Origin of the sequence: Microbacterium panaciterrae (genome assembly GCF_039541635.1) — a bacterium.
GTDB lineage: Bacteria > Actinomycetota > Actinomycetes > Actinomycetales > Microbacteriaceae > Microbacterium > Microbacterium panaciterrae.
This window is the reverse complement of the sequence record NZ_BAABGP010000013.1, coordinates 19877-45080: the sequence shown is the minus strand read 5'-3', so window position 1 is coordinate 45080 and position 25204 is coordinate 19877. Positions and strand designations below refer to the sequence as shown.

Below are 25204 nucleotides of genomic sequence, written 5' to 3'. Positions count from 1 at the left end.
TCATGTCCCCAGTCTTCGATAGCCGCGACGCGGATCAGATCCTCACCGGAATGCGCCAGGCGCGCCAGGCCATCAGCCGCGGTGAACTGGTCGTGCTCCCCACCGACACCGTCTACGGCGTCGGCGCCGACGCCTTCAGCCCCGCCGCCGTGCAGCGACTGCTCGACGCGAAGGGGCGTGGCCGTCAGCAGCCGCCGCCCGTCCTCGTGGGCAGCGTCGCCACCCTCACCGCCCTGGTCGAGTCCGTGCCGGAGCCAGTGCGGCTGCTCGTCGACGAGTTCTGGCCCGGCGGTCTCACCATCGTGCTGCCCGCCCAGCCCTCGCTGGTCTGGGACCTGGGCGAGACGCACGGCACGGTCGCGGTGCGCATGCCCGATCACAAGATCGCCCTCGCGCTGCTGGAGGAGACCGGCCCGCTGGCGGTGTCCAGCGCGAACCTGACCGGCCAGGAGGCCGCCGTCGAGATCGACGACGCCGAGCGCATGCTCGGCGACAGCGTCACGGTGTACCTCGACCACGGCCGGCTGACCCCGGACGAGCAGGCGGCGGGCGTACCGTCCACGATCGTCGACGCGACCTCCCTGGTGCGTCCGGGCGGCGAGGACGCGAAGGTGCGTGTGCTCCGAGACGGCGCGATCAGCCGCGAGGAGCTCGCCCGGGTGCTCGGGGACCTGCTCGAAGAGCCGGCATGAAGCAGTACCTGTTCACCGTCATCCTCACCGCCGCGGTGACGCTGGCGTGCTCGTGGGGCGTGTGGCAGCTGAGCCTGCGGTTCAAGCTCTACCCCGGCATCCGCGAGCGCGACGTGCACACCACGCCCACGCCGCGGCTCGGGGGAGTGGCGATCCTGATCGGCATCCTCGCCGCGTTCGCCGCGAGCGCCGCGAGTCCGTTCTTCGGGATCATCTGGGCGCAGCCGCAGACCATGTGGTCCGTGCTCGGCGCCGTGCTGCTGATCGCGATCGTGGGCGTCATCGACGACCTGTGGGACCTGGACTGGATGATCAAGCTGGGCGCACAGTTCATCGCGGCGGGCCTGATCACGATCGTGGGCGGACTGCAGATCGTGTCGCTCCCGCTCGCCGAGCCGATCATCGGATCCAGCTGGCTGAGCATCGCGATCACGATGTTCGCGATCGTCATCGTGATGAACGCGGTCAACTTCATCGACGGCCTGGACGGCCTCGTAGCCGGGGTCTGCCTGATCGCGAACGGGGTGTTCTTCGCCTATTCGTACATCATCGCGCGTGACATCGGGCAGTCCAGCTACTTCAGCCTCGCCCCGTTCATCGCGGCCGTCCTGATCGGCGCCTGCCTCGGCTTCCTGCCGATGAACTGGAGCCCCGCGAAGCTGTTCATGGGCGACTCCGGCGCTCTCGTGCTCGGCCTGCTCATGGCGACGTCCGCCGTCGCGATCACCGGTCAGCTGAATCCGGCCGTGCTCACCCAGGCGCAGATCGGCCGTTCGCAGCTGCTCGGCGCGTTCATCCCGATCCTGCTGCCCGTCGTCGTCGTGCTGCTGCCGCTGCTGGACTTCGGGCTCGCGGTGCTGCGCCGGATGCGCGCCGGCAAGTCGCCGTTCTCGCCGGACCGCAAGCACCTGCACCACCGCATGCTCGATCTCGGGCATCGCGGGCGCGACGCCGTGCTCATCTTCTACGCCTGGACCGCGATCATCTCGATCGCGGTGCTGCTGATGTACATCGGATCCAGGGAGGGCTGGTACGGCGAGTACGCCGCCGGTGTGCTGTTCGGCGTCGTCGGCGCCGCGGCGTGCCTGGTGGTCACCCTCATCCCGTCGCGCCGGCGCACGGTCCCCGTATCGCCCCCGTCCCCGTCCGCCGCCGGCGCACCTCCGAAAGAGCCCTCATGAGCCCCAGCCCCGTCACCAGCACGCCGATCCTGCGCACCGCGCTCATCGCGTCCGGGATCGCCGCCGTCGTGCTCGCGATCGTCGCCGCGATCATCGGGGGAGTGCTCAAGGGCGCCCCGGGGGTGTGGAGCGGCCTGATCGGCGCCCTCATCGCGGTGGTGTTCGGAGCGATCACGGCCGCCAGCATCCTCATCGCGAATCGCTGGTTCGGCCAGGAGCTGTACGTGCAGCTGTTCTTCGCGATCGTGATGGGCGGCTGGTTCCTCAAGCTGGGCCTGTTCGTGGTGCTGATCCTGGTGCTGCGCGGACAGCCGTGGCTGGAGCCCGTGGTGTTCTTCTGGGCGCTGCTGGCAGGGGTGCTCGTCTCGCTCGCGATCGACGGCGTGATCTTCCTGCGGATGCGCCTGCCGCACGTCAGCGACGCCACTCTGCCGACGGTCGCGCCGGAGGACGTCGCACCCACGCGCGGGAGCGCGGCGGAGAGCGTATACGACGCCTCGTCCGAGCCGGACGCGGATTCAGGAAACTCACACGTCTGATAGGCTGGGCAAGTGCCCGCTCGCCGTGCTGTGAGCGCTGCGCCGTGAAGCCACATCGACCGCCGCCCCGGTAGCCCCCGGTGCCCCGAAGCTGGAGCCCGCGCTGTTTAATCTTGCTGCGACCTTGATCCCACGACTGGCCTCCGACAGCGGTTTCCACGGTCCGTCCATCGACGAGTTCTTCCCGGAGATCCTGTTCAACGTCTTCGGCGTTCCCGTGCACCGGATCCACCTCGTCCAGCTCGTCTCCGTCATCGCGATCGTGGTGATCCTGGTGCTCGGCACCCGGCGCATGAGGATCGTCCCCGGACGCTTCCAGAGCGTCGTCGAGATGGGCCTCGACTTCGTCCGCGGCGGCATCGCGCACGACCTGCTCGGCCGCAAGGACGGCGACCGGTTCCTGCCGCTGCTCACCACGATCTTCTTCATGACCCTGTTCATGAACATCACCGGCATCATCCCGTTCCTGAACATCGCCGGAACGAGCATCATCGGCGTGCCGCTGCTGCTCGCGGTGATCAGCTACGTGACGTTCATCTACGCCGGCATCAGGAAGAGCCCGAAGAACTTCATCCGCAACGCCCTGTTCCCGTCCGGCGTGCCGTGGCCGGTGTACATCATCGTGACGCCGATCGAGTTCATCTCGACCTTCATCGTGCGGCCGGTGACACTCACCCTGCGTCTGCTGATGAACATGGTCGTCGGCCACATGCTGCTGGTGCTGTGCTACTCGGCCACCGCGTTCTTCTTCTTCACGGCGGGCGGCGGCTGGGCCGCGCTCGGCGTCGGAACCCTCGCCTTCGGCGGCGCCTTCTCGGTCTTCGAGATCCTGGTCGCCGTCCTCCAGGCCTACGTCTTCACCGTCCTCACCGCGGTCTACATCCAGCTCGCGGTCGCAGAAGAGCACTGACAACCCCCTGCGGGCGGCGAAGAGCCGCCCACAACGAAAGGAAAAATCCGTGGACGCTACTACGGTTCTCGCAGCAGTCAACGGCAACCTCGCGACGATCGGCTACGGCCTCGCCGCCATCGGCCCGGCCATCGGCGTGGGCATCGTCGTCGGCAAGACGATCGAGGGTGTCGCCCGCCAGCCCGAGCTGGCCGGTCGCCTGCAGGTTCTGATGTGGATCGGCATCGCCTTCACCGAGGCGCTCGCGTTCGTCGGCATCGCCGTCGGCTTCATCCCGTTCCCGTAATCCGCACCCGAATCCCGAAGGAGACAGGATGCTGAACGCTCTTGTCACGCATCTCGCGGCCGAGGCGGCGCCGGTGAACAACCCGCTGCTGCCCGCGTGGTACGACCTGGTCTGGTCGGCGCTGTGGTTCATCGTGATCCTCATCGTGGTATGGAAGGTCGCCCTTCCCCGGTTCACGAAGATGCTCGACGAGCGCTCCGCAGCCATCGAGGGCAACATCGCGAAGGCGGACGAGGCCCAGAAGCAGGCCGAGGCCGCGCTGGAGGAGTACACCCGCCAGCTCGCCGAGGCCCGCACCGAGGCCGGCGAGATCCGCGAGACCGCCCGTGAGGACGGCAAGAAGATCATCGCCGAGGCCAAGGACGCGGCGGCCACAGAGGCCGCGCGCCTGACCTCCGCTGCGCACTCGCAGATCGAGGCGGAGCGTCAGTCGGCGTTCGTCTCGCTGCGCTCCGAGGTCGGCGGCCTGGCCCTCGACCTCGCCGGCGGCGTGGTCGGCGAGACGCTCTCCGATGACGCCCGTGCGACCGCTGTCGTGGACCGCTTCCTGGCGGACCTCGAAGCCTCAGAGGCGGCCAAGTAATGGGCAGCGCGACCGTTCAGGCCCTGGTGGCGTCGAGCAGCGCTCTGACCGCCGCGCAGGGGATCACCCTCGACGCGGCAGGCGAGCTGTTCTCCGCCACGCGGCTGATCGGTGAATCCACCGCGCTGAGCGGCGCGCTCGCCGATTCGGCGGCGCCGGCCGAGGCCCGCGCGGCACTCGTGTCGCGAGTGTTCTCGGGCGCGTCCGCGCCTGTCCAGGATCTGCTGAAGACGGTCGTCGCGCAGCGCTGGTCCTCCGCCGCCGACCTGGTCGACGGTGTGGAGGAGCTCGCGGTGCGGGCCACGGCGATCGCCGCACCGGACGTCGACCTCGAGGGCGAGCTCTTCTCGGTCTCGCGCCTGGTCGCGGACAACGCCGAGCTCGAGCTCGCGCTGGGCAGCCGCCTGGGCGAGGGGGAGGGCAAGGCCGCGCTCGTGCGGAAGCTCGTGGGCGCCCGGCTGGATCCCGCGACGACCCTCATCGTCACCTCGCTCGTGCGCCAGCCGCGCGGGCGCCGCGTGCGCCGGCTGCTGAGCCGCGCGATGCGGATCGTCTCCGCGCAGCGCGATCGGATCGTCGCGACCGTGCGCACGACTGCACCGCTGAGCGCGCCGCAGCGCGCCAGGCTCGGGGCGGTCCTCACCGGCCGCTACGGCCGGCAGGTCGCGCTGAACGAGGTCATCGACTCCTCGGTCGTCGGGGGCCTGCGCGTGCAGGTCGCGGACGACGTCATCGACGGCAGCATCTCCGCCCGCCTCGCCGATCTCCGGCAGAAGCTCGCGGGCTGAAACACGACTTTCGCGCGGGAAGCCGCGCACCCCGAACACAAAGGGAAGACAATGGCAGAACTTTCGATCAGCCCCGACGTCATCCGTGACGCGCTGAAGGACTTCGTCGCCGCGTACGAGCCCACGGGCGGCGTGGCGACCGAGGTCGGCACGGTCATCGACGCGGCGGACGGCATCGCGCACGTCGAGGGCCTGCCCGGCGTCATGGCGAACGAGCTCGTGACCTTCGCCGACGGCACCAAGGGCCTCGCACTGAACCTGGACGAGCACGAGATCGGTGTGGTCGTCCTGGGCGAGTTCTCCGGTGTCGAGGCCGGCCAGGAGGTCACCCGGACCGGAGAGGTGCTCTCGGTCCCGGTGGGCGACGGCTACCTCGGCCGCGTGGTCGACCCGCTCGGCAACCCGATCGACGGGCTCGGCGCGATCGCCTCCGAGGGCCAGCGTGCTCTCGAGCTGCAGGCGCCCGGCGTCATGCAGCGCAAGAGCGTGCACGAGCCGATGCAGACCGGCATCAAGGCCATCGACGCGATGATCCCGGTCGGCCGCGGCCAGCGCCAGCTCATCATCGGCGACCGCCAGACCGGCAAGACGGCGATCGCGATCGACACGATCATCAACCAGAAGGCCAACTGGGAGTCCGGCGACGTCAACAAGCAGGTGCGCTGCATCTACGTCGCCATCGGCCAGAAGGGCTCGACCATCGCCTCCGTCAAGGGCGCGCTGGAAGAGGCCGGCGCCCTGGAGTACACGACCATCGTCGCTGCTCCCGCGTCCGACCCGGCCGGTTTCAAGTACCTCGCCCCCTACACCGGCTCGGCCATCGGCCAGCACTGGATGTACGCCGGCAAGCACGTCCTGATCATCTTCGACGACCTGTCGAAGCAGGCCGAGGCTTACCGTGCCGTGTCCCTGCTGCTGCGCCGCCCGCCGGGCCGCGAGGCCTACCCGGGTGACGTCTTCTACCTGCACTCCCGTCTGCTGGAGCGCTGCGCGAAGCTGTCCGACGAGCTCGGCGCGGGATCGATGACCGGTCTGCCGATCATCGAGACCAAGGCGAACGACGTCTCGGCGTACATTCCGACCAACGTGATCTCGATCACCGACGGCCAGATCTTCCTGCAGTCCGACCTGTTCAACGCGAACCAGCGTCCGGCGGTCGACGTGGGCATCTCGGTGTCCCGTGTCGGTGGCGACGCCCAGGTGAAGTCGATCAAGAAGGTCTCCGGAACGCTGAAGCTCGAGCTCGCGCAGTACCGCTCGCTCGAGGCCTTCGCGATGTTCGCATCCGACCTCGACCAGGCCTCGCGCCGTCAGCTGTCCCGCGGTGCGCGTCTGACCGAGCTGCTCAAGCAGCCGCAGTACTCGCCGTACCCGGTCGAGGACCAGGTCGTGTCGATCTGGGCCGGCACCAACGGCAAGCTCGACTCGATCGAGGTCTCCGACGTGCTGCGCTTCGAGCGCGAACTGCTGGATCACCTGCGTCGTCACACCAAGGTGCTGGACACCCTGCGTGAGACGAACGTCCTCGACGACGCCACCGTCGCGGAGCTGGAGAAGGCCACCGACGCCTTCGTCCTCGAGTTCCAGAGCGGCAAGGGCCACGCCATCGGCGCCCCGGGCCACGAGGAGCACAGCGCCGCGGACGTCGAAGACGTGAACCAGGAGAAGATCGTCAAGGGCCGCCGCGCGTAGTCGCGGGGATTCAGAGCTATGGGCGCACAACTCCGGGTCTACAAGCAGAAGATCTCTTCTGCTCAGACGACCAAGAAGATCACGAAGGCGATGGAGCTCATCGCGGCTTCGCGCATTCAGAAGGCGATGGCGCGCGTCAACGCGTCCTCGCCCTTCGCGCGGGCTGTGACGAGGGCCGTCTCCGCCGTCGCGACGCATTCGAACGTCGACCACCCGCTCACTCGCGAGCCCGAGAGGATCCGCCGTTCCGCGGTCGTGATCTTCGCCTCGGATCGCGGACTCGCGGGCGCCTTCAACTCGCAGATCCTCCGCGAGGGCATGGAGCTCGCAGAGCTGCTGCGCTCGGAGGGTCGCGAGCCGGTGTTCTACCTCATCGGCCGCCGCGCGGTGGGCTACTTCCAGTTCCGCGGCATTCAGGCCGCGGCCGAGTGGACGGGCGACACGGACACCCCGTCCTTCCACACGGCGGAGGCCATCGCGGCCTCGCTGCTGGAGGCGTTCGAGCGCGGTGGCGAACAGGGCGGCGTGGATGAGATCCACCTCGTCTACAACCGGTTCGTCAGCATGATGACGCAGTCGCCGGAGACGGTCCGCCTGCTTCCGCTGGAGATCGCGGAGGCCGACGAGTCCGAGGCCGGCACTGCGGTCTACCCGCTGTACGAGTTCGAGCCGGACGCCGCGACGGTGCTCGACGCGATCCTGCCGGTGTACATCCAGAGCCGCGTCTTCAACGCTCTCCTGCAGTCGTCCGCCGCCAAGCAGGCCGCGACGCAGAAGGCGATGAAGTCGGCCAGCGACAATGCCGACAAGCTCATCACCGACTACACCCGGCTGCGCAACAACGCGCGTCAGGCCGAGATCACGCAGCAGATCGCCGAGATCGTCGGCGGCGCCGACGCACTGTCGTCGAAGAAGTAAGACCCTCAGGAGAGAGACGAAGATATGACTGCCACCGCCACGGCAAACGCCACGACGGTCGTCGGGCGCGTTGCTCGCGTCACCGGACCGGTCGTCGACATCGAGTTCCCGCACGACTCGATCCCCGACATCTACAACGCGCTGAAGACCACCATCACCATCGGCGAGGAGTCGACCGAGATCACGCTCGAGGTCGCTCAGCACCTCGGTGACGATCTGGTCCGCGCCATTTCGCTGAAGCCGACCGACGGCATGGTCCGCGGCCAGGAGGTGCGCGACACCGGCGAGGCGATCTCCGTCCCCGTCGGCGACGTCACCAAGGGCAAGGTCTTCAACGTCATCGGCGAGGTGCTGAACCTCGAGCCCGGCGAGACCATCGAGGTCACCGAGCGCTGGCCGATCCACCGCAAGGCGCCGAACTTCGACCAGCTCGAGTCGAAGACCACGATGTTCGAGACCGGCATCAAGTCGATCGACCTGCTCACCCCGTACGTGCTGGGTGGAAAGATCGGCCTGTTCGGCGGCGCCGGTGTCGGCAAGACCGTCCTCATCCAGGAGATGATCCAGCGCGTCGCGCAGGACCACGGCGGTGTGTCGGTGTTCGCCGGTGTCGGCGAGCGCACCCGTGAGGGCAACGACCTCATCGCCGAGATGGAAGAGGCGGGTGTCTTCGACAAGACCGCCCTCGTGTTCGGCCAGATGGACGAGCCGCCGGGGACGCGTCTTCGCGTGGCGCTGTCCGCGCTGACCATGGCGGAGTACTTCCGCGATGTGCAGAAGCAGGACGTGCTGCTGTTCATCGACAACATCTTCCGCTTCACGCAGGCCGGTTCCGAGGTCTCCACGCTGCTCGGCCGTATGCCGTCCGCGGTGGGATACCAGCCGAACCTCGCCGACGAGATGGGTGTGCTCCAGGAGCGCATCACCTCGACGCGCGGCCACTCGATCACCTCGCTGCAGGCGATCTACGTGCCCGCCGACGACTACACCGACCCGGCCCCCGCCACAACGTTCGCGCACCTCGACGCGACCACCGAGCTGAGCCGTGAGATCGCCTCGAAGGGTCTGTACCCGGCGATCGACCCGCTCACCTCGACCTCGCGGATCATGGACCCCCGGTACCTGGGCGAGGACCACTACCGCGTGGCCACCACGGTCAAGCAGATCCTGCAGAAGAACAAGGAACTGCAGGAGATCATCGCGATCCTCGGTGTCGACGAGCTCTCCGAAGAGGACAAGATCGTCGTCGCCCGCGCCCGCCGCATCCAGCAGTTCCTGTCCCAGAACACCTACATGGCGAAGAAGTTCACCGGTGTCGAGGGCTCCACGGTGCCGCTGAAGGACACGATCGAGTCGTTCGACGCGATCTGCAAGGGCGACTTCGACCACATCTCCGAGCAGGCCTTCTTCAACGTCGGCCCGATCTCGGACGTCGAGGAGAACTGGGCGCGCATCCAGAAGGAGAACGCCTGAGCATGGCTCTGCACGTCAGCCTCGTCTCCGCCGATGCGGAGCTCTGGACCGGAGAGGCCAGCCTCGTCGTCGCGAAGACCGTCGAAGGCGAACTGGGCTTCATGGCCGGGCACGAACCCGTGCTGGCCATCCTCGCTGCGGGCCAGGTGCGCATCACCCAGCTGGACGGCACCAAGGTCCTCGCCACCGCGCGAGACGGGTTCGTCTCGATGGAGGGCGACTCGCTGACGATCGTCGCGGGCAACGCGGCGCTCGTCGCCTGATCACGCCCACACGTCGCGGAAGCGTCGGATCCCTGCGGGGGTCCGGCGCTTTCGTGCATTCGCCGTCCACGGACCTTCGAGGAGAGTTCGCCGCATGATGATCCTGCTGCCGCCATCGGAGACGAAGCGTCCCGGCGGAACGAGAGGACCGGCGGATCCGTCGTCCTGGGCTCTGCCCGGCCTGCTGCCGCAGCGTGAGCAGGTGCTCAGCGCCCTCGTGGCGCTCGCAGGCGATGCGGAGAACACCCGCCGCGTGCTGAAGCTCAGCGACAAGCAGCTCGCCGAGGCGGTGCGGGACAACGCCGCGCTGCGCGAAGGACCGGTGATGCCGGCCGTGGACCGTTACACCGGCGTGCTCTACGACGCACTCGACGCGGCCTCGCTGGACGGCTACGCCCGACGCTGGCTCGGCGCGCACGTGCGGATCCACAGTGCGCCGTTCGGTCCGGTGGGCGGCCTGGATCCGATCCCGTCCTACCGGCTGGGCGCTGCCGCGTCCGTCCCGGGGCTGCCGGCGCTGCGCCGGCTCTGGGCCGATGCGGTGTCCGCCCACATCGCCGCGGCCGCGCCGGACTTCGTGCTGGACCTGCGCTCCGAGGCGTATGCGGACCTCGGGCCGGTGCCCCACGGCGTGGCATCGGCATACGTGCGCGTGGTCACGGCACAGGGCAAGGCGCTGAACCACTTCAACAAGCATGCGAAGGGCGAGCTCGTGCGCCGGCTCGCGGAGGAGCGCCCACGGGCCGGGTCGAGGCGCACACTGCTCGGCTGGGCGCGGCGATCCGGCGTACCGCTGCGCGAGACACAGGAGCGCGATGTGTGGGAACTGGTGACGGATCAGCCGACGGCCCGCAGATAGTTCGTGAGTGCGACGCCCAGACACGGTAGGGTGATCGCGTCGAAGTGCTCAGCTGATTCACAGTGAGCGTTCCTCGATGCGCACGCATCACAAACTCTCCGGAGGAAATCATGGACAGCTATTCCGATCCGACAGCGGTGTACGCAGCCCTTGCCGGGTTCTATCTCACCTTCTTCATCTTCCTGATCGCCGTGTACGTGGTCGGCTCGATCTTCATGATGAAGATCTTCGACAAGGCCGGCGTGCAGGGACGCTGGCGTGCGTGGGTTCCGATCTACAACCAGATGGTGTTCCTGAAGCTGGGCGACCTGTCGCCGTGGCTGATCCTGATCACGATCGTGGCGTCGGTGATCCCGATCCTCAACTTCTTCACGGGGATCGCGTCCGCCGTGCTGCTGTGCATCGCCGCGTGGCGGATCGGCCTCAAGCTGCAGAAGGGCGCCGGCTGGGTCGTCCTGTACTTCTTCCTGAGCATCGTCTGGCTCGGCATCAACGCGTTCGACAAGTCCCGCTGGAACCCGAACATCGCGCCGGCGTCCTGGGCGGGCAACGGTTTCTTCGGCGACCGCACCGTGTGGCAGGGTGTTCCGGTTCAGCCGTCCGCCGCTCCGGCTGGTGGTTACGGCGCACCGCAGGGCTACCAGCCGCCGGCCGCACAGGGCTACGCCGCACCGGCCGCGCCGCAGCAGCCGACGTACCCGCAGCCGCCGCAGGGCTTCCAGCCGCCGGCCGCCCCGCAGGCGCCGCAGCAGGGCTTCCAGCCGCCAGCCGCCCCGCAGGCGCCGCCGGTGACCCCGCCCGCCGCTGCTCCCGCCGCGCCGGTCACGCCCCCGGCCCCGCCGGTCACGCCCCCCGCCCCGCCGGCTCCGCCCGCACCTCCGGCCGCCGCGCCTGACGCTCCGGCGAACGGTGAGCAGCCTTCGGAGTGATCCTTGCCGGAAGCCCTCGGTCCTCGGACCGGGGGCTTCTGTCATGCCGGCCTGAGAGCGCCAGCGCGTTCCGGCTCTCCCGCTCGGGTAGCGTGGAGGGATGAGCGCTGAACGTCGGGTCGGGTCGTCCGGACTCCTGGTCTCCGCAGTGGGACTGGGCTGCAACAACTTCGGTCGCGCCGGCACCGTGACCGAGACGATCCAGGGCACCAGAGCCGTCCTCGACGCCGCGATCGAGCACGGCGTCACCTTCCTGGACACGGCCGACATGTACGGCAAGGATCCGGGTCTCAGCGAGACGCTGATGGGGGAGGCGCTGGAGGGCCGCCGCGAACGCGTGGTGCTGGCGACCAAGTTCGGTCATGCGTCCTATGACATGGGGTACGACTTCCCGGCCGGCCTCGGCTCGCGCCGTTACGTGCGCAAGGCCGTCGAGGAGTCGCTGCGCCGGTTGCGCACGGAATGGATCGATCTCTACCAGCTGCACACGCCCGATCCGCTGACGCCCGTCGCGGAGACGCTCGACGCCCTGGACGACCTGGTGAGCGAGGGGAAGATCCGCTACTTCGGACATTCCAACTTCGCGGGCTGGCAGATCGCGGAGGCGGAGCTGAGCGCCACCGGCAGCGCCCGGTTCATCTCGTCGCAGAATCAGTACTCGTTGCTGTCCCGCGCGGCGGAGCGCGAGGTGCTCCCGGCCGCGAATCACTTCGGCCTGGGCTTCTTCCCGTTCTTCCCGCTGCACAACGGGCTGCTCACGGGGAAGTTCACGCGGGATGGAGGTCCGGCCCAGAGCCGCATCATGCGCACCCGCGCGCACCTGTGGCAGGACGCCCCCTGGGACGCCCTGGACGCGTACCGCGCGTTCTGCGAAGAGCGCGGCATCTCGATGCTGGACGCGACGTTCGGGTGGCTGCTCGCACAGCCCGGGGTCGCGTCCGTGATCGCGGGCGCCACCAGCCCCGCCCAGATCGAGGCGAACGCCCGAGCCGGGGCCGCCTGGTCGCCCACGGCAGAGGAGCTCGCCGCGATCGATGCGCTGTTCCCGCTGCCCGCGGACCCCGCGGTCTGAGCCGCACGGCGACGACGATATTCCACTACGATGTGTGAGACTTCAACGGTCGCACCGATCGCCCGAGGATGGGGAGAACCGCAGTGAGTCAGAGTTCGACGGCGCACACGCGTGAGGTGGTGCTGGCGTCTGGCGACACGATCGTCCTGCAGTGGGCGGGCGCGACAGACACCGGGCGGCGACGAGAGAACAATCAGGACTCGTATCTCGCCGAGTTCCCGCTGTTCGTGGTCGCGGACGGCATGGGCGGGCACGCCGGCGGAGAGATCGCCAGTCAGCGCACGATCGCGCGACTCGAAGAGGTCGTGGCGTCCGGAGAGGTGACCACAGCGGCGATCGAGACGGCACTGGGCGCCGCCGTGAAAGACATCCTCGCGCACCCCGACACCACGGACGAGGGCACCGGCACGACCCTGACCGGCGTGCTCTTCGCGCTGGTCGACGATGACGCCCGCTGGGTGTCGCTGAACATCGGCGACTCCCGGGTCTACCTGCTCCGCGATGGCGCGCTCACCCAGATCACCACCGACCACTCCGTCGTGCAGGAGCTCATCACCGCGGGGCGCCTCAGCCCGGAAGAGGCCGAGGGGCACCCCTACAGCAACGTCATCACCCGCGCGGTCGGGGTCAGTGAAGCGCTGCCGCCGGACTACCGCGAGCTGAGCGTCCAGGACGGCGACCGGTTCGTGATCTGCTCGGACGGGCTCACCAAGGAGCTCACGGACTACGGGATCCAGCACTTCCTCGGCCTCAACCCGGCCCCGGACGCCGCCGTCGACGCCATGCTCGCGGCGGCATTGGAGAACGGCGGCCGCGACAACGTCACCATCGTCGTGGTGGACGCGCAGCGCCACCCCACGACGTCCTCCACCGAAGCGCTCGCGGCCGAGTAGTCCACCGGTTCCGCAAGGACCGCTCCGCGACCGAGAGGATCCGGCTGAGATATCAGCATGGATCCCGCTGAGACGATCGTCCTTCCGAATCCCGCGTCGGCACCACCGCGCGCCCCGCTGCCGCTGCTCGCGGCGATCGTGCCGGTCGCGTCCGGGGTGGTGCTCTTCGCCGTCACGCGCTCACCGCTGTCGCTGTGCTTCGCGGCGCTCGGGCCGGTGATGATCCTCGCCTCGTTCCTGGACGGGATGAGGCAGCGTCGGCGCGCGACCAGGCTCGCCGCGGTGGACGAGGCGGCGGCGTGGGAGCGCGTCGAGGAGATCGTCGCGGCGCGGACCGAGGCGGAACGCGCCCGACAGCTCCGTGCGGCGCCCGACCTGAGGGGGTGTCTGTCCGACCCGCCGCTGCGGCGGGGGGCGCTGTCCGGCGAGGCGGAGTTGACCGTCGGGCGGGGGCACGGCCCCTCGCCGCTGCGGTTCAGCGGCACAGGAGATCGGGCGGACGTCTTCCGCGCCCAGCACGGCACCCTGGCCGGTGTGCCGCTCACGGTGGCCGTGACCGCGGGTGTCTGCGTGCGGGGGCCCGCGCCGCTCGCTCTCGCCGTGGCGCGTGCGATGGTGCTGCAGCTCTGCCTGCGGCACGCGCCGGGTGCGATCCGGCTCGAAGGGGACGGCATCGCGCGGCTGGGGATCGCCGGTCTGCCGCAGGCGCAGCGGCGCGGTCCCGAAGCGCTCGTCGTGCACGTCGGGGATCGGCGCACGGCGTCCACGGGTGCGCGCCTGGCCCTGGCAGCGCCGGGGGCGGCCCCGCCCGCCGGCTATGAGGCGGTGATCGACATCGTGGAGCCGGGTGCGGCGGAGGTCCGCTCGCCGCTGGGCGTGCGGACCTGCGCGGTGGAGGGGATCTCGCAGGATCAGGCCGACGCGCTCGTCGCGGCGCTCATCGGAGCTGCGGAGGGCGACGCGCAGATCCCGGCCGCCGTGTCACTGCAGGACGCGCTGGGCGCCGACATCGTGTCCGCGCCGGGCAGCGGGGGCGGTACGGACGGGCTGAGCATCGCGCTGGGCCGTGACGCGCACGGTCCGGTCGCGGTGGATCTCGTCGCCGACGGCCCGCACGCCCTGGTCACCGGGGTGACCGGGGCGGGCAAGAGCGAGCTCCTCGTCAGCTGGGTGACGGGGCTCGCGGCCATTCACCCAGCATCCGAGGTGAGCTTCGTGCTCGCGGATTTCAAGGGCGGCACCGCGTTCGAACCGCTGCGCGCCCTGCCGCACGTGGCAGCCGTGATCACGGATCTGGACGCGGGCGGTGCGGAGCGCGGCGTGCGGAGCCTGCGTGCCGAGCTGCGACGCCGGGAGCAGATCCTCGCCGAGCATGGCCTGCGCAGCATCGCCGAGGCCGGAGGCGTGCTGGGCCGGCTGGTCATCGTCGTCGACGAGTTCGCCGCGCTGCTGCAGGAGCATCCCGATCTCGCGGCCGTGTTCACAGACATCGCGGCCCGCGGGCGAGCGCTGGGCATGCACCTGATCCTGGGCACCCAGCGCGCGACCGGGGTGGTCAGGGACGCGCTCGCGACCAACTGTCCGCTGCGGATCGCCCTGCGGGTCACCGACCCGGCCGACAGTCGGGCGATGATCGGCACGGAGGCGGCTGCGATGCTGCCCGGCGACGCGGCCGGCCGGGGTCTCGCGCTCGTGCGGCGTCCGAAGGACGATGTCCCCGCGATGTTCCGCGTGGCCAGGACGGCATCCGACGAGCTCCGGACGGTGATCGAGCGATCGCGCGGGCAGGATCGTGCGCGCAGCCCCTGGCAGCCGCCGCTGCCGCGCCGGCTGGAACTCTCCCAGCTCGCCGTGCCCGAGGACGACGCGATCGTGGTCGGCATCGCGGATGAGCCGGAACGGCAACAGCAGACGTTGCGCACGCTGCGGCCGGGCCGCGACCGCGGGCTGATCGTCTTCGGCGGGCCGGGTTCCGGCAAGAGCAGCATGCTGCGGGCGCTCAGCGCGCAGGTTCCCGCGGCCGTCCGGCTTCCGCAGGACCCGGAACAGGCCTGGAGCATCGTCGATGAGATCGCGGACGGGCGGCGCCCCATGCCGCCGCTGCTCGCCGTCGACGATGTGGACCGTCACCTTGCGGCCTTCCCCATCGAATATTCCGGAGCCTGGCTGGAGCGCCTGCAGCGGGTGATCCGCACGGCGGGGGAGCACGGCTGCACCGTCCTGCTCAGTGCCGCGCGGTGCAGCGGGCAGATCTCCGGGCTCGCCGAGCTGCTGCCGGCCCGGGCGATCCTGCGGACCTCGAGCCGGACCGAGCACCTGGCCGCGGGCGGGGAGCCGAGTGGGTTCGACCCGGAGCGTCCGCCGGGCAGAGCGAGCATAGGGGCCGTGGAGGTGCAGTTCGTGCTGCCCACGGCGGAGGACGCCGCAGCCGTACCGGACGACGCGAGGGGAGGGACGGCGGTGCTTCCGGTGCTCTGGGAGCCCCGTGAACCGCTGGTGGGGGTGGTCAGCGCCTCCCCGGCGCGGACCGCCGAGACGCTCGCCGGTCGATTCGGGGCCGGTGCCGTACAGGTTCTGGCGGACGGCGCGCCGGTGATGCTGGCAGAGGGCCCGCGGGCGACCGACGAGCTGCGGATGATCGTCGGCGACGCGGATTCGTGGCAGCGGCAGTACGCGCTGTGGCAGCGCATCGCGCGCACCGGCGAGGTGCTCGTGCTCGCCGAGGCGGCACGCGAGTTGCGCACGCTCGTCGGGGTGCGCGAGATCGCACCATATGCGACGCCGTTCGCGGGGCGTGCCTGGACGATCGATGCCGACGGACGGCCGTCGCGGGTGATCCTGCACGGCCCGCCCCGCGACTGAAGCGGGCGGGCCGTACGGGTGGATCTAGCCGAGCACCGTGTCCAGCGACGCGAGCGGCAGTCCGTGCGCTGTGGCGACGCCGGCGTTCGCGATCCGGCCGCCCGTCACGTTCAGGCCCCCGGCGAGAGCCGCATCCGCACGGAGAGCGGCCTGCCAGCCGCGCGACGCGATCGCGCGCACGTAGGGCAGGGTCGCATTCGTCAGCGCGGAGGTGGACGTGTTCGGCACGGCGCCCGGCATGTTCGCGACGCAGTAGAACACGGTGTCGTGCACGCGGAACGTCGGGTCGTCATGCGTGGTCGGGTGCGTGTCCTCGAAGCAGCCGCCCTGGTCGACCGCGATGTCCACGAGCACGCTGCCCGGACGCATCTGCGCGACCATGTCGTTCGTCACCAGCTTCGGCGCCTTCGCCCCGGGGATCAGCACCGATCCGATGACGAGGTCGGAGGCGATCACCGCGCGGCGCAGATCGAGCGGGTTCGACGCGGCCGTCTTCACACGACCGCCGAAGAAGTCGTCCAGATAGCGCAGCCGGGCGATGTTGGTGTCGAAGATGGTCACGTCGGCGCCCATGCCGGCCGCGATCACCGCGGCGTTCGCGCCGGCGACGCCGCCGCCGATCACCGTGACGGTGGCCGGGCGGGTGCCGGGAACGCCCGACATCAGCAGGCCCAGGCCCCCGTTCGACCGCATCAGCGTGTTCGCGCCCACGATCGGGGCGAGACGCCCCGCGACCTCGCTCATCGGAGCGAGCAGCGGGAGCCCGCCCGACGCCAGCTGCACCGTCTCGTACGCGATCGCGGTCATCCCGGATTCGGCGAGGCGATCCGTGAGCGGGCGGTCGGCGGCGAGATGCAGGTAGGTGAACAGGACCAGGTCGCTGCGGAAGCGGTGGTACTCGCTGGCGATCGGCTCCTTCACCTTCAGCACCAGCTCGGCGCGCGCCCAGACCTCGTCGGCATCATCGAGCAGCGTCGCTCCGGCCTCGAGGTAGTCGGCATCGGACATGGAGGATCCGGCACCGGCGCCGGACTGCACGAAGACCTCATGGCCCGCGAGCACGAGATCGTGCACTCCGGCGGGCGTGAGGGCGACGCGGAACTCGTTGTTCTTGACCTCGGTGGGGACCGAAATCCTCATCGTGGCTCCTTTCTTCCCAAGCGGGTACGGCCCCTTGTGAGGGCGCTCAGATTCCGGCGCCGGGGCGTATGGCCCCCACGTCGCTGCCGCCTCCGAGGACGGCAAGAGGAAGGCCCGAGGCGAGGTCGTCGACCTGCGCATCGGTCAGCGCGCCCGCGCGGGCGAGCAGGGTGGCGGCGACGATCGTCGCCGCACGGCCGGAGCCGTCGAGCGTCTTCAGCGCCACGGTGGCGCCGTTGGGGGCGACCATCACCATCACGCCCTCGGCGCCGTGTTTGGCGAACACGCCGAGCTTCTCGATCGCGATGGTGTCGGGGCGCCCCGGGCCCTCGATCGTCCACGGGTTCTCCCGCACGATGCGCACCAGGGCGCCGGCGAACCGGTGCATCGCGAACGGCGAACGCTCCGAGGCGGTGCCGATCCGGTGCAGCGCCCGCGCGAGGCCGAGCAGCGTGATGACGTGCACGGGCGCGCCGCAGCCGTCGATGGCGGTCGCCGCGACGCGCTCGCCGCTGAGCCGCTCCACGACCTCCTTGATGTGCTGCTGCAGCGGGTGGTCGGGGGAGAGGTACCCCTCGGTGGGCCAGCCGGCGGCCACGCAGGCGCGCAGCATCGCCGCGTGCTTGCCGGAGCAGTTCATCCGGATCCGCGCCGTGCCCGCGTGATCCCGGACCAGTTCGTCACGGGTCTCGGAGTCACCGGGCCAATCCGGAGGACAGCCGAGGTCGTCCTCGGTGAGGCCGCCGCCGGCGAGCATCTCCCGCACGACGGCGACGTGCCGATCGGTGCCGTTGTGGCTCGCGGTCGACATGCCCAGCTGCTCGCCCTCCAGAGGCGCACCCGCGGTGAGGCAGGCCACGGCCTGCAGCGGCTTCATGCTCGAGCGAGGCAGCACCAGCGCGTCGATGTTGCCGTGTCGGACGATCACCTCGCCCTCCGAGGAGAGCACGACCGCCGCTCCGATGTGACGGGACTCGATGAAGCCGTTGCGTTCGACGACGGCGAGTTCCACGGCATCCTGGACGGTCAGAGTCTGCACCACGGAGCCAGCTTACGGGCCCGGTGCGACCTCGTGGAATGCCACGATGGGTCCATGAGCCTCGGAACGCACCATTACGCGCTGACGACGACCTGGACCGGGAACCGCGGGACCGGTACCTCCGGCTACCGCGACTACGACCGTGCCAGCACGATCGGGGTCGCCGGCAAGCCCGAGCTGCTGGCGTCCTCCGACAAGCCGTTCCGCGGGGATCCGAGCCGCTGGAACCCTGAGGATCTGCTGCTCGCCGCCCTCTCCGAGTGCCACCTGCTGTCCTACCTGCACGCGTGCGTGACCGCGAGCGTCGTCGTCCTCGACTACCGCGACGACGCGAGCGGGACCATGCAGGAGGACGGCCGTGGTGGCGGCGCGTTCACCGAGGTCGTGCTGCATCCGGTCGTGACGATCGCGGACGAGTCGATGCGTGCGGCGGCGGAGGCGGCGCACGCGCAGGCGAACGCGTGGTGTTTCATCGCGAACTCGGTGTCGTTCCCGGTGCGCCACGAAGCCACGATCCTCGTCGCCTGAGCCGCCCTGAGCCGAGGAGGTCAGCGCCGCTCGTGCGGCAGCGCCTGCCTGATCTTCTCGATGGCGCCCTGAGCGGGCACCTCGTTGTAGACGCCGGCGAGCTCCTGCTCGCTGAGCGCGTGGATCGCCGCCATGATCTCGTCGGTCGCGCCCCGGCGCGCGCGCCCCGAGTTCGCGGCACCGTGGTGCGAGAGATCCAGCGGTTCGCCGAACCGGATTGTGACCTTCGAGCCGATCTTGGGCATCTTCGCGCCGACGGGCATGGCCTTGTCGGTGCCGATCACGCCGACCGGGACCACGCGCGCGCCGGTCTGCAGCGCGAGGAACGCGACGCCGGTGCGCCCCTTGTACAGCCGCCCGTCGGTGGAGCGGGTCCCCTCCGGGTAGAGCGCGACGGCGAGCCCGGCATCCAGCAGTCGGCGCTGCTCGTCGAGGGCGTCGAGTGCGGCCTGGCCCGCCCCGCGGCGGACCGGGATCGCGCCGACCGCGCGCATGAAGTTCGCGACCAGGCGTCCCTTGAAGTCCGTGCCCTCGAAGTAGCTCGACTTCGCCAGGAAGTGCACGCGACGAGGGGCGGCGACCGGAATGGCGATCGAGTCGATGAACGACAGATGGTTCGAGGCGACGATGATCGGCCCGGTCTTCGGCACGTTCGTGCGGCCCTCGACACGCGGACGGTAGACGAGTCGCGTGAGCGGGACCAGGATCATCCGTCCGAGCAGGTAGGTGGCGCCGGCGCGGTGCAGCTCTTCGGCGACGTCTTCGTCGGCGGGCGCGTCGGGTTCGGGGTCCTCAGTCACTCGTCAAGGCTAGATCAGGGTCTATTCCCAGGGTGGAATGTCGAAATCGCTCGACCACTCAGCGGCGACAAAGCGGAATGAGGCAGGATAGGCGGGTTCGTCTCAACGTCTCGAGGTCTTTCGTGCGCATCCGTCTTGCCGCCGCTCTTTCCGCTGTCGCCGCGACAGCCCTGCTGTTGTCCGGCTGTGCCGGCGCCGGGAATCCCTCGGCGACGCCCTCCCCGTCCGCCTCCTCCAAGTGCCTGCTCAACGCGAAGCCGGGCACGGCGTCCGACGCGGTGAAGGTCTCCGGGTCCGGCAAGGACCTGACCGTCACCGTGCCCTCCGGAACCAACATCGACGCCGCCACGGCCGCGCAGCGGTCAGTCGTGAAGAAGGGGGACGGCAAGGATGTCGTCGCCGGCGACCTCGTCTCCGTGCAGTACCGGATCGTGAACGCCACCGACAACAGCGTGCTCGACTCGAGCACGCGCGGCGTCGACGACCAGCTCCCGATCCTGCTCGACCCGCAGCAGCAGTCGCTGTTCGTCGCCGCGCTGGAGTGCCAGCCCCTCGGATCCGCCGTCGTGCTCGCCCTGCCCAGCAAGCTGCTCGGCGAAGGCGCCAAGCCGCTCGTCGTGTACGCGCAGTCCACCAAGAAGCTCCCGACCGTCGCGACCGGCAAGGCCGTCGCCCCGGAGGCGGGCCTGCCGACCGTGAAGCTCGCGAAGAACGGCGAGCCCACGATCACCGTGCCGAAGGCCGATGCGCCGACCGCCACACAGGTCGCCGTGCTGAAGCAGGGCGACGGCGCGACCGTCGGCAGCGGCGACTTCGTCGTCGTGCAGTACACGGGCGTGACCTGGGCCGACGGCAAGGTGTTCGACTCGAGCTGGACCCGGGGCGCCCCGACGCAGTTCCAGACCACGGGCGTCGTGCCCGGATTCCGGAAGGCGCTCGAGGGGCAGAAGGTCGGATCGCAGGTGCTCGCGGTGATCCCGCCGGCCGACGGCTACGGGGCGACGGCGCAGGGATCCATTCCCGCGAACTCGACGCTCGTGTTCGTCGTCGACATCCTCGGCACGGTCCCGGCGGCCGCCGCCGCGCAGTAGCGGGACGCCGCCTCCCTGGTACCGGGCCCGTCGTGATCGATTCGCGGCGGGCCCGGTCCGCATAGGCTGAACCCATGCGTCGCGTCATCGTCCTCGGATCCACCGGCTCCATCGGCACTCAGGCTCTGGACGTGATCCGGTCCCATCCGGATCGCTTCGAGCTGGTCGGGCTCGCCGCAGGCTCGCAGACGGACGCTCTCGCGTCGCAGGCCGAGGAGTTCGGTGTCGACGACACCGCGCTCGGTGCGGCCGAGGCCGAGCAGCTGGTCCGTGACGTCGAGGCCGATGTCGTGCTGAACGCGATCACCGGATCCATCGGGCTCGGCAGCACGCTCGCCGCGCTGAAGGCCGGCCGATCGCTGGCACTGGCGAACAAGGAGTCTCTGATCGTCGGCGGGGCGCTGGTCACCGCTCTCGCCGAGCCGGGTCAGATCGTCCCCGTCGATTCGGAGCACTCGGCCCTCGCGCAGGCGCTGCGCGCCGGCACGAAGCAGGAGGTGCGCCGACTCGTCGTGACAGCGTCGGGCGGACCGTTCCGCGGGCGCACGCGCGAGCAGATGAACGCGGTCACGCCGGCCGAGGCGCTCGCTCACCCGACCTGGGACATGGGGCGGATGGTCACGACGAACTCGGCGACGCTGGTGAACAAGGGCCTCGAGGTGATCGAGGCGCACCTGCTCTTCGGCGTGGACTACGAGCGGATCGACGTCGTCGTGCACCCGCAGTCGATCGTGCACTCGATGGTCGAGTTCATCGACGGCTCCACGATCGCGCAGGCCTCTCCGCCGGACATGCGGCTGCCGATCTCGCTGGGGCTGGACTGGCCGAACCGGGTCGGCGGCGTCGGGCGCCCGCTGGACTGGACGAAGGCCGCGAGCTGGACGTTCGAGCCGCTGGACAATGCCGCGTTCCCTTCGGTCGCGCTGGCGAAGAAGGTCGGCAGGGCGGGCCGGACGTACCCCGCCGTCTACAACGCGGCGAACGAGCAGGCCGTCGACGCGTTCCACGAGGGGCGGATCCCGTTCCTCAGCATCGTCGACACGATCGAGCGCGTGGTCGACGCGCACGATCCGCCGGAGTCGCTCACGGTCGAGACGCTGGCCGCGGCCGAGGCGTGGGCGAGGGCGACCGCCGACAAGGCGATCGCGAAGCTCTCCTGAGCTTTTCGGTCCCTGAGCCTGTCGAAGGGCACGGCGCTTTCCTAGCCCGGCACCGGTAGCGTGGCGGGGTGGAGATCCTGTTATACGTCGGCGGCCTGCTGTTCGTGCTGGTCGGGCTCGGCGTATCGATCGCCCTGCATGAGCTCGGCCATCTGGTGCCCGCCAAGCTGTTCGGCGTGCATGTCGGTCAGTACATGATCGGCTTCGGGCCGCGGCTGTTCTCCAGGAAGTTCGGCGAGACCGAGTACGGTGTGAAGGCGCTGCCGATCGGCGGTTTCATCTCGATGTCGGGCATGTACCCGCCGTCGCCCGAGGGCGCCGATGGCGAGCACACCGCGTCTCGCGGCGCGTTCCGGACGCTGATCCAGGATGCCCGCGCCGCGAACGACGAGACCATCGATCCCGGCCGTGCGAGCCGGGTGTTCTACCTGCTCCCGGTATGGAAGCGGATCATCGTCATGTTCGGCGGCCCGTTCATGAACCTGGTGCTCGCCGTGGTGATCTTCACGGTTCTGCTCAGCGGGATCGGGGTCCAGCAGGGCACGACGACGATCGCCTCGGTGTCGCAGTGCGTGCTGCCGGCGGGGTCCACCCAGACCGCCTGTGCCGCGTCCGACCCGATCGCCCCGGCCGCCCAGGCGGGAGTGAAGCCGGGAGACCGGATCGTGTCCGTCGACGGGACGGCCGTGTCGACGTTCGCCGCGGCGAGCGCGATCATCCAGGCCTCCCCGGGCAGGACCATCCCGCTCGTCGTGGAACGGAGCGGCGCGCGGGTGACGCTGCAGCTGACGCCGGTGGCCGCGCAGCGGCAGGCGGTGGACGGCAACGGCAGGGCCGTCGTGGATGACAAGGGTCACGCCGTGATGCACACGGTCGGTTATGCCGGCGTCGGCGCGCAAGTCGCCTACGTGCAGCAGCCGATCGGCGCCGGTGTCGAACAGGCCGTCACCAACTCGGGCGCGGTGGTCTCCCTGATCGCGAACCTGCCGGTGCGCCTGTGGGACGTCGGGGTCTCGCTCGTCACGGGCACCCCGCGCGATCCGAACGGTCCGCTCAGCGTCGTGGGCGTGGGTCGGATCGCCGGTGAGGTGGCAGCGGCGGATGCTCCGCTGCTGAACCGCGTCGCCGTGCTGCTGAGCCTGCTGGGATCGCTGAACATCGCACTGTTCGTGTTCAACCTGATCCCGCTGCTGCCGCTGGACGGCGGCCACATCGTGGTCGCGCTCTGGGAGGGCCTGAAACGGGCCTGGGCGAAGCTGTTCCGGCGCCCGCCGCCGAAGCCGGTCGACGCCACGAGGCTCGTCCCGCTCACGATCGTCGTGGCCGGGATCCTGATCGCCATGGGGGCGCTGCTGCTCGTCGCCGACCTGTTCAACCCGGTGAAGCTGCCGACGTAGATCGGTGAAGCTGCCGACGTAGATCGGGCCCGCTCCGGGGTCGGGATCTCGGGCGCGCGGTCCCGGCGCGCTTCGCGCGCCCCGCCAGTCCCGATGCCTGCGCGCCCGAGATCCCGACCCCTGCGCTCTCGTTGCGCTTTCTGCTCAGCTCAGCGCGTGAGTGACCAGACGCTCGAGCGTCGTCATGCCGTCGCGCGACAGGATCGACTCCAGGTGGCCCTGCACCGAGGCGAAGGAGGGGCCGCGCAGCGCGTACACGTCGCCGGTCACACGATCCGCGGACACCTCGGCCGGCCCTGCCGTCGTCGTGCCGGGGCTGACCCGTGCGGTGAAGGTGTTGTAGAAGCCGATCGACGCGACCTCGCCGAACACCGGCACCGACTTCTGCAGCCCCTGGTGGGGACTGGCCAGGGGAGCGAGCTCGATGCCAAGACTGTCCGCGAGGATCTGGTGGCTCAGGCACACCGCGAGCAGCGGTCGCGCCGCGTCGCGGCGGCGGGTCACGAGCTCGCGCATCCGGGCGATCCGTGCCGAGGATCTGTCGCGCGGGTCTCCGGGGCCGGGGCCCGCGACGAGCAGATCGGCCGCGTCGACGTCGGCGTCGGACGCCGCGGCCCAGGGCACGATCCGGACCTCGAGTCCGAGGTGCCGCAGCTGGTGGGCGAGCATCGTGGTGAAGCGATCCTCCGCATCGACGACGATCGCGGTGCGCCCGGCGAACGGCGCGACGACCGCGGACTCGGATCCGCCGTCCTGCGGGTTGATCCAGAACTCGGCCAGGCGCGCATTACGCGAGGCGAGCAGCTCCTGGATCTGCGGATCGTCGGCCGGGGTCGTTCCCGCACCCGGCGCATCCGGATCCTCCCGGGCCTCGGCGACCGCGTCGCGCGCGACGGCGCCGATCGCGCCCAGTACGCCCGCGGCCTTGCCGTGAGTCTCGCCGACCTCGCCGGCCGGATCCGAGTGACGCACCAGCGTCGCCCCGACCGGCACGCTGAGTTCGCCGTCCTTCAGATAGACCGTGCGGATGAGGATCGGCGCGTCCAGATCATGACCGCCGTCCTCGTTCGGGGTGAACAGCGCCGCCACTCCGGAGTAGTACCCGCGGGGCTTGCGCTCGTGCCGGCGGATGACGGTGCAGGCGTTCTGCATCGGGGATCCGGTCACGGTCGGGGCGAACATCGTCTCGCGCAGGATCTCGCGCGGATCCAGCCGGCTCTTGCCGCGCAGCATGTACTCGGTGTGCGTCAGGCGTGACATCTGCTTGAGGTGCGGGCCGGTGATCCGTCCGCCGTCCGAGCAGACGGCGCTCATCATCTTGAGCTCCTCGTCGACGACCATGAACAGCTCCTCGGTCTCCTTCGTCGAGGAGAGGAACTCACTGAGGGCTGCGGCGGTCGAGCCGCCGGACGGGTGACGGAACGTGCCCGAGATCGGGTTCATGGTGACCACGCCGCCCTGCGCGACGACGTGCGCCTCCGGGCTCGCCCCCACCGCGATGACGCCGGGAGTGACCACGGCGAAGGTCCAGTACGCGCCGCGCTCGTGCTCGAGCAGGGCGCGGAACCAGGTCAGCGCCGCGATCCGCTCGGCGTTCTCGCCCGTCGTGTCGATCGTGGCGGTGTAGTCGCGGCGGATCACGAAATTCGCGCCCTCGCCGCGACCGATCTCGTCGGCGATCACCCGCTCGACGATGCCGGCGTACTCGTCATCGCTGAGGTCGAATCCGCCGTCGTGCAGGGCGACAGTGTCGGAGGGGAGCGCCGCGCGCACCTCGTCCGCGGGAAGGTGCAGGTGCTCGGCGACCAGCAGGCAGCGCAGCGGGGCGCCGTCGTCCTGCGCCTCGAACCCGCGCTCGCGCACCTGGCGGTAGGGGACCATCGCGAAGACCTCGCGGCGATCGGACGCGGATCCGAGCGGGATGTCGGCGAGGTTCTCGACGTCGACCAGCTCACCGGTGAGCAGCTCCACGCTCTCGGATCCCTCCCGGGCGAGCAGCACGAAGGAGGTCTCGGCCGCGAGCGCGCGGATCCGGTCGGCAACAGTCATCTCGGTCTCCTGAAGGGGGATCCGGCGCGGCAGAAACGACAAGACCGCCCCGGAGGGGGC

Annotated in this window: 24 protein-coding genes; 20 read left to right on the top strand and 4 right to left on the bottom strand. The window is 70.1% G+C overall.

Going from position 1 to position 25204, the window contains the following annotated elements; genetic code table 11:
* The first annotated feature begins 2 nt into the window (after positions 1 to 2).
* From ABD882_RS09270 to ABD882_RS09195, 16 genes are all read left to right on the top strand, one after another.
* Complete coding sequence (locus ABD882_RS09270; RefSeq protein WP_345186311.1) at positions 3 to 692, top strand: L-threonylcarbamoyladenylate synthase; 690 nt, start codon at positions 3 to 5, stop codon at positions 690 to 692.
* Positions 689 to 1873 carry an MraY family glycosyltransferase gene (locus ABD882_RS09265; protein WP_345186310.1) on the top strand — a complete coding sequence of 395 codons (1185 nt, stop codon included), beginning with the start codon at positions 689 to 691 and terminating at the stop codon, positions 1871 to 1873. The genes ABD882_RS09270 and ABD882_RS09265 overlap by 4 nt, the downstream gene beginning before the upstream one ends.
* Positions 1870 to 2412 (top strand): Cg1360 family ATP-synthase-associated protein, encoded by a 543-nt coding sequence (locus tag ABD882_RS09260; protein WP_345186307.1) that lies wholly within the window; start codon positions 1870 to 1872, stop codon positions 2410 to 2412. The genes ABD882_RS09265 and ABD882_RS09260 overlap by 4 nt, the downstream gene beginning before the upstream one ends.
* A gap of 124 nt (positions 2413 to 2536) precedes the next feature.
* Positions 2537 to 3322: a F0F1 ATP synthase subunit A gene (gene atpB, locus ABD882_RS09255; protein ID WP_345186306.1), complete on the top strand. Its 786-nt coding sequence runs from the start codon at positions 2537 to 2539 to the stop codon at positions 3320 to 3322.
* 49 nt (positions 3323 to 3371) lie between these two features.
* On the top strand, positions 3372 to 3608 hold the full coding sequence (atpE, locus tag ABD882_RS09250; RefSeq protein ID WP_233310701.1) for an ATP synthase F0 subunit C: 237 nt from the start codon (positions 3372 to 3374) through the stop codon (positions 3606 to 3608).
* A gap of 28 nt (positions 3609 to 3636) precedes the next feature.
* Positions 3637 to 4191: a F0F1 ATP synthase subunit B gene (locus ABD882_RS09245; RefSeq protein ID WP_345186302.1), complete on the top strand. Its 555-nt coding sequence runs from the start codon at positions 3637 to 3639 to the stop codon at positions 4189 to 4191.
* Positions 4191 to 4979 carry a F0F1 ATP synthase subunit delta gene (locus ABD882_RS09240; RefSeq protein ID WP_345186300.1) on the top strand — a complete coding sequence of 263 codons (789 nt, stop codon included), beginning with the start codon at positions 4191 to 4193 and terminating at the stop codon, positions 4977 to 4979. The genes ABD882_RS09245 and ABD882_RS09240 overlap by 1 nt, the downstream gene beginning before the upstream one ends.
* Before the next feature lie 51 nt (positions 4980 to 5030).
* Entirely contained in the window at positions 5031 to 6671 is a 1641-nt protein-coding gene (gene atpA, locus ABD882_RS09235; RefSeq protein WP_345186298.1) for a F0F1 ATP synthase subunit alpha, read from the top strand.
* Positions 6672 to 6689: 18 nt separating this feature from the next.
* Positions 6690 to 7589: a F0F1 ATP synthase subunit gamma gene (locus tag ABD882_RS09230; RefSeq protein WP_345186297.1), complete on the top strand. Its 900-nt coding sequence runs from the start codon at positions 6690 to 6692 to the stop codon at positions 7587 to 7589.
* A 24-nt stretch (positions 7590 to 7613) separates the two neighbouring features.
* Entirely contained in the window at positions 7614 to 9062 is a 1449-nt protein-coding gene (gene atpD / locus ABD882_RS09225; RefSeq protein ID WP_345186296.1) for a F0F1 ATP synthase subunit beta, read from the top strand.
* Positions 9063 to 9064: 2 nt separating this feature from the next.
* Positions 9065 to 9325, top strand: coding sequence for a F0F1 ATP synthase subunit epsilon (locus ABD882_RS09220; RefSeq protein WP_345186295.1), 261 nt, complete (start codon positions 9065 to 9067; stop codon positions 9323 to 9325).
* Between the two features lie 94 nt (positions 9326 to 9419).
* Complete coding sequence (locus ABD882_RS09215; RefSeq protein ID WP_345186293.1) at positions 9420 to 10184, top strand: YaaA family protein; 765 nt, start codon at positions 9420 to 9422, stop codon at positions 10182 to 10184.
* A gap of 110 nt (positions 10185 to 10294) precedes the next feature.
* Positions 10295 to 11113 (top strand): DUF5684 domain-containing protein, encoded by an 819-nt coding sequence (locus tag ABD882_RS09210; RefSeq protein WP_345186292.1) that lies wholly within the window; start codon positions 10295 to 10297, stop codon positions 11111 to 11113.
* A 100-nt stretch (positions 11114 to 11213) separates the two neighbouring features.
* On the top strand, positions 11214 to 12185 hold the full coding sequence (locus ABD882_RS09205) for an aldo/keto reductase (protein ID WP_345186290.1): 972 nt from the start codon (positions 11214 to 11216) through the stop codon (positions 12183 to 12185).
* Positions 12186 to 12253: 68 nt separating this feature from the next.
* Complete coding sequence (locus ABD882_RS09200; protein ID WP_425563351.1) at positions 12254 to 13078, top strand: PP2C family protein-serine/threonine phosphatase; 825 nt, start codon at positions 12254 to 12256, stop codon at positions 13076 to 13078.
* Positions 13079 to 13135: 57 nt separating this feature from the next.
* The gene (locus ABD882_RS09195) at positions 13136 to 15940 is read left to right on the top strand and encodes an FtsK/SpoIIIE domain-containing protein (protein WP_345186287.1); all 2805 of its coding nucleotides are present in this window, start codon (positions 13136 to 13138) and stop codon (positions 15938 to 15940) included.
* A 24-nt stretch (positions 15941 to 15964) separates the two neighbouring features.
* Here the strand turns inward: ABD882_RS09195 and ald are convergent, their stop codons facing one another.
* Positions 15965 to 17080, bottom strand: coding sequence for an alanine dehydrogenase (ald, locus tag ABD882_RS09190; RefSeq protein WP_345186285.1), 1116 nt, complete (start codon positions 17078 to 17080; stop codon positions 15965 to 15967).
* A 46-nt stretch (positions 17081 to 17126) separates the two neighbouring features.
* Positions 17127 to 18122: an asparaginase gene (locus ABD882_RS09185; protein WP_345186284.1), complete on the bottom strand. Its 996-nt coding sequence runs from the start codon at positions 18120 to 18122 to the stop codon at positions 17127 to 17129.
* 51 nt (positions 18123 to 18173) lie between these two features.
* Between ABD882_RS09185 and ABD882_RS09180 the strand changes: the two genes are divergently transcribed.
* Positions 18174 to 18647, top strand: a complete 474-nt coding sequence (locus tag ABD882_RS09180) for an OsmC family protein (RefSeq protein ID WP_345186282.1) — start codon at positions 18174 to 18176, stop codon at positions 18645 to 18647.
* Positions 18648 to 18667: 20 nt separating this feature from the next.
* On the opposite strand, the gene ABD882_RS09175 is transcribed toward ABD882_RS09180, so the two are convergent.
* The gene (locus tag ABD882_RS09175; RefSeq protein ID WP_425563350.1) at positions 18668 to 19447 is read right to left on the bottom strand and encodes a lysophospholipid acyltransferase family protein; all 780 of its coding nucleotides are present in this window, start codon (positions 19445 to 19447) and stop codon (positions 18668 to 18670) included.
* A 122-nt stretch (positions 19448 to 19569) separates the two neighbouring features.
* Between ABD882_RS09175 and ABD882_RS09170 the strand changes: the two genes are divergently transcribed.
* The 3 genes from ABD882_RS09170 (at position 19570) to ABD882_RS09160 (ending at position 23095) form a co-directional block, all read left to right on the top strand.
* Positions 19570 to 20538: an FKBP-type peptidyl-prolyl cis-trans isomerase gene (locus tag ABD882_RS09170; protein ID WP_345186281.1), complete on the top strand. Its 969-nt coding sequence runs from the start codon at positions 19570 to 19572 to the stop codon at positions 20536 to 20538.
* A 74-nt stretch (positions 20539 to 20612) separates the two neighbouring features.
* Positions 20613 to 21698, top strand: a complete 1086-nt coding sequence (gene dxr / locus ABD882_RS09165) for a 1-deoxy-D-xylulose-5-phosphate reductoisomerase (protein ID WP_345186279.1) — start codon at positions 20613 to 20615, stop codon at positions 21696 to 21698.
* A 68-nt stretch (positions 21699 to 21766) separates the two neighbouring features.
* Positions 21767 to 23095 carry a M50 family metallopeptidase gene (locus ABD882_RS09160; protein WP_345186278.1) on the top strand — a complete coding sequence of 443 codons (1329 nt, stop codon included), beginning with the start codon at positions 21767 to 21769 and terminating at the stop codon, positions 23093 to 23095.
* Positions 23096 to 23239: 144 nt separating this feature from the next.
* Here ABD882_RS09160 and ABD882_RS09155 read toward each other — a convergent pair whose 3' ends face one another.
* Positions 23240 to 25144 carry a chorismate-binding protein gene (locus ABD882_RS09155; protein WP_345186276.1) on the bottom strand — a complete coding sequence of 635 codons (1905 nt, stop codon included), beginning with the start codon at positions 25142 to 25144 and terminating at the stop codon, positions 23240 to 23242.
* Between the last annotated feature and the right edge of the window lie 60 nt (positions 25145 to 25204).